Origin of the sequence: Segetibacter sp. 3557_3, from assembly GCF_004354985.1 — a bacterium.
Taxonomy (GTDB): Bacteria; Bacteroidota; Bacteroidia; order Chitinophagales; family Chitinophagaceae; genus Segetibacter.
The window spans coordinates 512,570-518,569 of sequence record NZ_SMSK01000002.1; the positions used below are offsets into that span (position 1 = coordinate 512,570).

3 protein-coding genes and 1 pseudogene are annotated in these 6,000 nt (G+C 42.1%); 2 read left to right on the forward strand and 2 right to left on the reverse strand.

The features are described 5' to 3' along the window. Positions 1-593: 593 nt before the first annotated feature. Positions 594-776: pseudogene (locus EXU57_RS25865) on the forward strand (hypothetical protein); the annotation flags it as partial. 94 nt (positions 777-870) lie between these two features. Here EXU57_RS25865 and EXU57_RS06445 read toward each other — a convergent pair. Further along, complete coding sequence (locus tag EXU57_RS06445; protein WP_133267349.1) at positions 871-1,131, reverse strand: hypothetical protein; 261 nt, start codon at positions 1,129-1,131, stop codon at positions 871-873. A 320-nt stretch (positions 1,132-1,451) separates the two neighbouring features. Between EXU57_RS06445 and EXU57_RS06450 the strand changes: the two genes are divergently transcribed. Continuing rightward, entirely contained in the window at positions 1,452-1,667 is a 216-nt protein-coding gene (locus EXU57_RS06450; RefSeq protein WP_133267350.1) for a hypothetical protein, read from the forward strand. 791 nt (positions 1,668-2,458) lie between these two features. Here EXU57_RS06450 and EXU57_RS06460 read toward each other — a convergent pair. Further along, on the reverse strand, positions 2,459-4,933 hold the full coding sequence (locus EXU57_RS06460; protein ID WP_165958053.1) for a pentapeptide repeat-containing protein: 2,475 nt from the start codon (positions 4,931-4,933) through the stop codon (positions 2,459-2,461). Between the last annotated feature and the right edge of the window lie 1,067 nt (positions 4,934-6,000).

A 6,000-nucleotide genomic window follows, 5' to 3' on the forward strand; every position in this document is an offset into this window, starting at 1 on the left:
TGGCAGGATACGTGTAAAAACGACTCTACACTTCAATATGATTGCTGTCAGAAACCTGATGCGTTATTGCTGCATCGCAGTTTTTTTGATTGTACGATAAAGTAAGGTAGCCAGAAGTTGAACCAAATAGTTGATGGGTCTTTAGTTGGAATCCAAGCTGGAGCAGAGCGAACATAGAAACCTGCCAGCAGCTAAATTCAGCAAGTATAATTAGACTTGTGGCATAGAGAGTAGCGTAGAAGCAACAAAGGTCAGTGGCTAAGTACCTTTTTGCTCGTTTCCGCATGTAATTCACATCTTCCAGGGTAGCACCTATCTGTTTGTCTTCTTAATAGGTCTAATAGATAAGTGGGATCTGTGGTCTATATACATTTAGAAAGAATTATGTATTAATCCCGGATAATATTGGAAATGTAGGCTGTCTTTTTAAGGTTTGTACCTACTATGCTGCTTAACTGTTGCGACCCGAAGCCTGTGCTTGAAGAAAGGTTAAAGTACATGCGGAGAACTTTGTAATCAAACATGTTACTTATTTGAATGTGCTGATGCAATTTTCATTGGAAAGGACTAGTGATTTCTAGGAAGACGCTGAAGGTTTTATGGTATATGACTCGAAGGAAGGGGGTCATCAAGGCAAAACAGATTTCCTACAAGATTTGATAAATGATCTAATCTGCATGGATGTAAACTGCCATGAACTCAACAACGATATCGTCAGCTCAATTCAAGACTATAATATCGATAGCCGGGGATTAAGCAAGTTCTTGAGCGTATAAGTTTACAGTCCAAAACATTCGGATATTAAGTCGTTGGCGTTAATTAACATAGTTAGCGCTTCCTGAATTACCTGTTCGATTTTCAGACGCATTTTTAATCTTTAACTGTGGCTAAACTAACACTCATATTCGTAATCGTTTCGTTAATAAAAGGAACTTTGATGTTTTTAAATGTTTTGACCGGAGATTGGCTACCCATGTTTTCTGTCTTTCTCAGGTATTTGGTTCTCTTTACGTTGTTCTGGTTTATTGACCGAATCACCCTTTCAAAAATTGAGGTACAAATGAAAAAGATTACGTCGTTAAAATCTACACTTTTCTTATTCGGGACCTTTGTTTCTATTTTCGTAACCACTGGAGTATTTTTTTTTATTTACAATATCATATTTGACATAAACCCAGAGCCGGTGCCTGGCTCTATACTATTGCCCCTAATAGGAATTTCAGCTTTCGGGTTGGGACTTATTTTCATAAATGTCGCACTTTTTTTCAGACGGATTGCTCGGCATAATTGAACTACTGCCTATAAGGTGTTTATGTAAGGCTTGCTGAGGGACACACTTTCCACGAATTATCTTAGTTTCCCTCCTGTTTGCTGCAAGCTGTAGTAAGACACAGTCCAGCACTGAATCAAGACTGTTAAGTTATGCCCACCAACTATCGTAAATTCAACAATTGAAATCGTTTATCAATACATCGCACTATCATTTTTGGACCGATACACGCTATTCAAGAGCATTGGCTCACCAGGCAGATAACCAATGGGACAAAGGCACCTACGTTAGGTGGACTGCTATGACTGGCTGGAGCGTCCTTGAAATGCCTTGTAGTGCCACACTAGATAATGAAAAATTGGATACAGGTTTAAAAACGATGTTGTTATCGCTATAAATAAGAAGGGCTTACTAAACTTGATTGGAGCGGAGGAGTATAGCAAATCGTTAGTTCACTTTGAAATAAGAAAGAAGTATGTTCACGTCAACATACCTCAAAATGACTTTTTACTCTAACTCAAAAAGCGGATTGCGCTGTTTCCCTGATACCAGATCCTGTAAAGTCAATTTAAACGGTCGTCGACGAACTTGGTTCCATTAATTGTGTTCAGATAGCTTTGCGGCGTTCGGCTGTCAAAATAGAAATTATGGGTATTTAACCAAGGGTCAAACTCTTAAGGAGACCCCCAGTGCGTTAAGCCGTGCTTAAAAGGAGTAAAAAATGATTTCTTAGGTTCTGTTACAGTTTACTTGAATATATTTGAGGGTTTTCGATCGTCGTAAAAAGCCGGCACGCTCACATCTAACTAATTTGAGGTTACATTCATTAACGTGTGTGAGTGCCATAAGATGCTTCCAGCTTACATGAATAGAATATAGATAAGCCAGAATCTCGGTATTCTGAACTTGGACTAGGAACTTGGTTCAAGAATCGATTCTCCGAAAATAAAGTCTGTGGTATTTGCCTTGGCTACCGAGCAAAGTTATAGCAGTTAGGAGAATCTCCGACATCTTCTGGCAATTCTACCTTTGTCTCCGTGGAGTTGTGTTATTGATCTTATTACATCGCATCCGATTACATCCTTGCTAAGTGGTTTAAAAGTCAGACCTCAAGTCAGTACAACTATCTTCTATAGACGATTCAAAACAAAAAGAGGTCATCTGCAGTACATGAACCAATTGTATGGTTTACCCTAATGATTTCTTAATCTGTTTTTCTAAAAAAGTAATCTTTTTCTCCAATTCAATCTCTCTTGCCGTTTTACCCGTATTTTTAGATTGTACGTTTCGTGCCACTATCCATCTTTCTGATGGCTTAATGACACTTTCAGATAGTGCAGTAACAACCTCGGCAGTGTTCTCATATGTGAATGTTGGCAGAATGTTCTTAAAAGCTCTACGCATTTCAGACAGCGTGACATACTCTTCTTCACCATTAAGAAGAAGTGGTTGAATTGGCTTCGCGGGGTACCTTTCTACTACGCACCTCAACTCTTCTCTAATCATTGTGGCGCCAGATACATCAGCAATGATAAATCGGGCCATCCCGGCAAGTATCATCACCGTTTCTAAAAGCGACTGGTTTTCTGTATTCTCAAAATCAAAGAGAATTGGAACGTAATCATGGTTATGCAGTTCTTCACGTATACTATCTAAAACTTCTTTGCGAACTGGTGAGAAACGACCTAATATCAAGATAGTTTTTGAAGTAACGGTGTCAATGACATTCCTAACAGTTTTGTTGTTCAGAAGAAGGTAGATAAATTGGGCTACCTGAAGGTCATCTACAGTTACGGTCGGTTCCCCATCCGGAGTAATTACAAGCTTTGATTGATCCTTAGGCACACCCTGTAGGCCCCATGCTGAAATCCCATAGATTTTACATCCACTTAGAATAGCTTGGCTCAGATTTACTTCAATTAAACTTGTATTTTGTAGGTTGACCCCGCTTAGGTTGGCCCCGCTCAGGTTGGCGCTAATCAAGTCCGCTCCACCAAGGTTTGCTTCCCTGAGATTTGCCCCCTTAAGATTGACTTCTCGAAGGTTGGCTTCCCACAGACTAGTTTCACTCAGGTCAGCTCCACTCAAGTCCGCGCTTATCAGTTTGGCTCCGCTCAGAGTAGCTCCACTCAGGTTGGCTCCACTCAGGTTTGCCCCAGTCAGGTTAGCATTCCTCAAATTAGCATCCTTCATGTCAGCCTTACTCAAATTAGTTCCGGACAGGTCAGTATTTCTAAGATCAGCTCCACTCAAAATATGTCCACTTAAGTCGGTTCCGCTCAGGTTCATTCCACTCATGTCCGCTCCACTTAGTTTTCTTTCAAACAAGTCAGCTTCTCTGGGGGCAAATTTTTTTGAATTCGCGCTAGGTTGGTCAGCTCCATTCAGTATACCTGAACGAATGTATGCTCCGGTGAGCTCAACTCCAACAAAGTCGGCCTCAACTATATTGGTTTCAGTCAGGTGAGCTTTCCTTAAGTCAGTGTTTTTTAATTCGGCCTTATTCAGCCTAGTTCCAACTAGGTTCGCAAAACTTAGATTAGCGCCATTAAAATTCACATCTCCAAGGTAAGCGCCAGTTAGGTTGGCGTTGGTTAGGTCAGCACTACTTAAGTTGGCTCTGTTGAGGTCAGTCTCCAAAAGGTAAGCTCCAGTAAGGTTGGCCCCAGTCAGGTCAGCATTCCTCAATGACGCGTTTCTTAAGTCAGCCCTACTCAGGTTAGCTGTAGTCAGGTCTGCCCAACTCAGATCAGCTCCGCTCAGGTTCAATCCCCCTAACTCAGCGCCAGCCAGGTTAGCATTCCTCAAGGCGGCATTTTTTAAGTCAGCGCCAGTCAAATTAGCTCCAGTAAGGTTAGCTCCAGACAGCTGAGCATTACTTAGGTTGGCATTCCTCAAATCAGCCTTGTTTAAATTAGCACCATCTAGATCTGCTAAACTCAGATTAGCACCATTAAGGTTAGCTTCTCCGAGGTTAGCCCCTTTCAGATTGGCCCCACTCAGGTTAGCTCCATTAAGGTTAGTTTCCCACAGGTCCGCTTTACCTAGGTCAGCTCGACTCAAGTTGACATCTTTAAGGTAAGCTTCTCCGAGGTTAGCCCCATTCAGATTGGCTCCACTCAGGTTAGCTCCATTGAAGTTGGTTTCCCACAGGTCAGCTTTACTTAGGTCAGCTCTACTCAAGTTGGCATTCTTAAGGTGAGCTTCTCCGAGGTAAGCTCCAACAAGGTCAGCTCCACTCAGATTACTGCGACTTAGTAAGGCTTCTCTCAGGTTAGCCCCGCACATCTTAGCTTCACTTAGGTTGGCGCCGGTCAGGTTGGCCCCATTTAGATTAGCATTCCAAAGCTGCGCTCTACTCAGGTCAGCCTTACTCAGGTCGGCCCTAGTTAGATAGGCGCCATTAAGGTAAGCTCCACTTAGACTGGCTTCCCTGAGGTTAGCTACATCCATTTGAGCATCATTTAATTGCGCATTACTTAAGTTAGCCCCCTCACAATTGGCATCTCGAAGGTTAACCTCATTTAGGTTGGCTCCACATAAATTGGCTCTCCGTAAGTTAGCCTCTTTAATTTCTACTCTCACCTCGAGATGTTCGGTTCTCCAGCTATTCCAAGCTTCAGTACCTTCAAGGAGTAGCTTGATATGCTCTTCAGTTGCCATGTTAGTTCGATTGGGAAATGACATTAATAATGAATCTACAAACAAAATTGGGAAAATGGAAATGCCCTGATGAGCTTATCAATGATCTCCAGGAAATTGTTGTCATTGAAGAATTTAAAGAATATAGCTTATTTTAAGAAACGGGCAGGTCTCTAATGACAACAACAAAATAAGTCCTTGAACTTGCTTAAGAGAACAGGAAGTGTCCTGGTCTATCCAAATCTGAGTAAGAGAAACTTCAGGGATCATTTGAAGGACATCAAAGCAGGTTAGGGTCAGTGCAGGTCTTAAATGGAAATGGAAGGTTGGTTGAGCAGAGAACAATTGCAATTAGTTCTCATAAAAGTATCTTAATAGTAATTGTTCATTGCGTGCGCTGCCGTCGGGTATATACATTATCAAAGTAGTCGCTACAGGGGGAATGCACACTAGTAATGATTATACAGCATTAAGGCTATACTCTTATACTCGCGTAAAAGTTTGAGGGTGCTGAGATTTACGGCTTCAGGTGCTCTCCTTTCAAACTTGAAAATTACTAGCAGTATTGCCTTTAGCCTACACTAATCCAAGAATCAGGAGTCTACTTATTGCAATCTTCTGCCATTCCCAGGTGAGCACATTTGAGATCATGGTATTGGACTTACATGCCTGATATGTACGATGTAAGAGTCGCATGTATACCATAAATGCTTTTTCAGTCACCAACAAGTACCCGGTTCCTACAGTTTATTCATTTGGGCGGGACCTCGCAACTTCCGGAAACTTAAAAGTCAATAGGCTGTTCCATTTTTCTTAGCAGGTGGAGCTACAGGTTACCGCAATCTACCTGGCACCCGACATCATACCGCAAGGTAAAATTGGCGCGCGAACATCTGTTGACATCGGAGTGGAAAGTAGGTACAAAAGGGCATAGGGGAGTTGTTTTTTTAACGGTAGAGATATCTTGAATGTAGATTCCGGAACATTTTGACCCCGTGGTTCCGGCCAAGCTGACCCCCTCATTCCGGGCAAACTGCCCCCCCTTTGACTCATCTTTGTTTGGCACGGATTCCGGGGCATCTTGACCC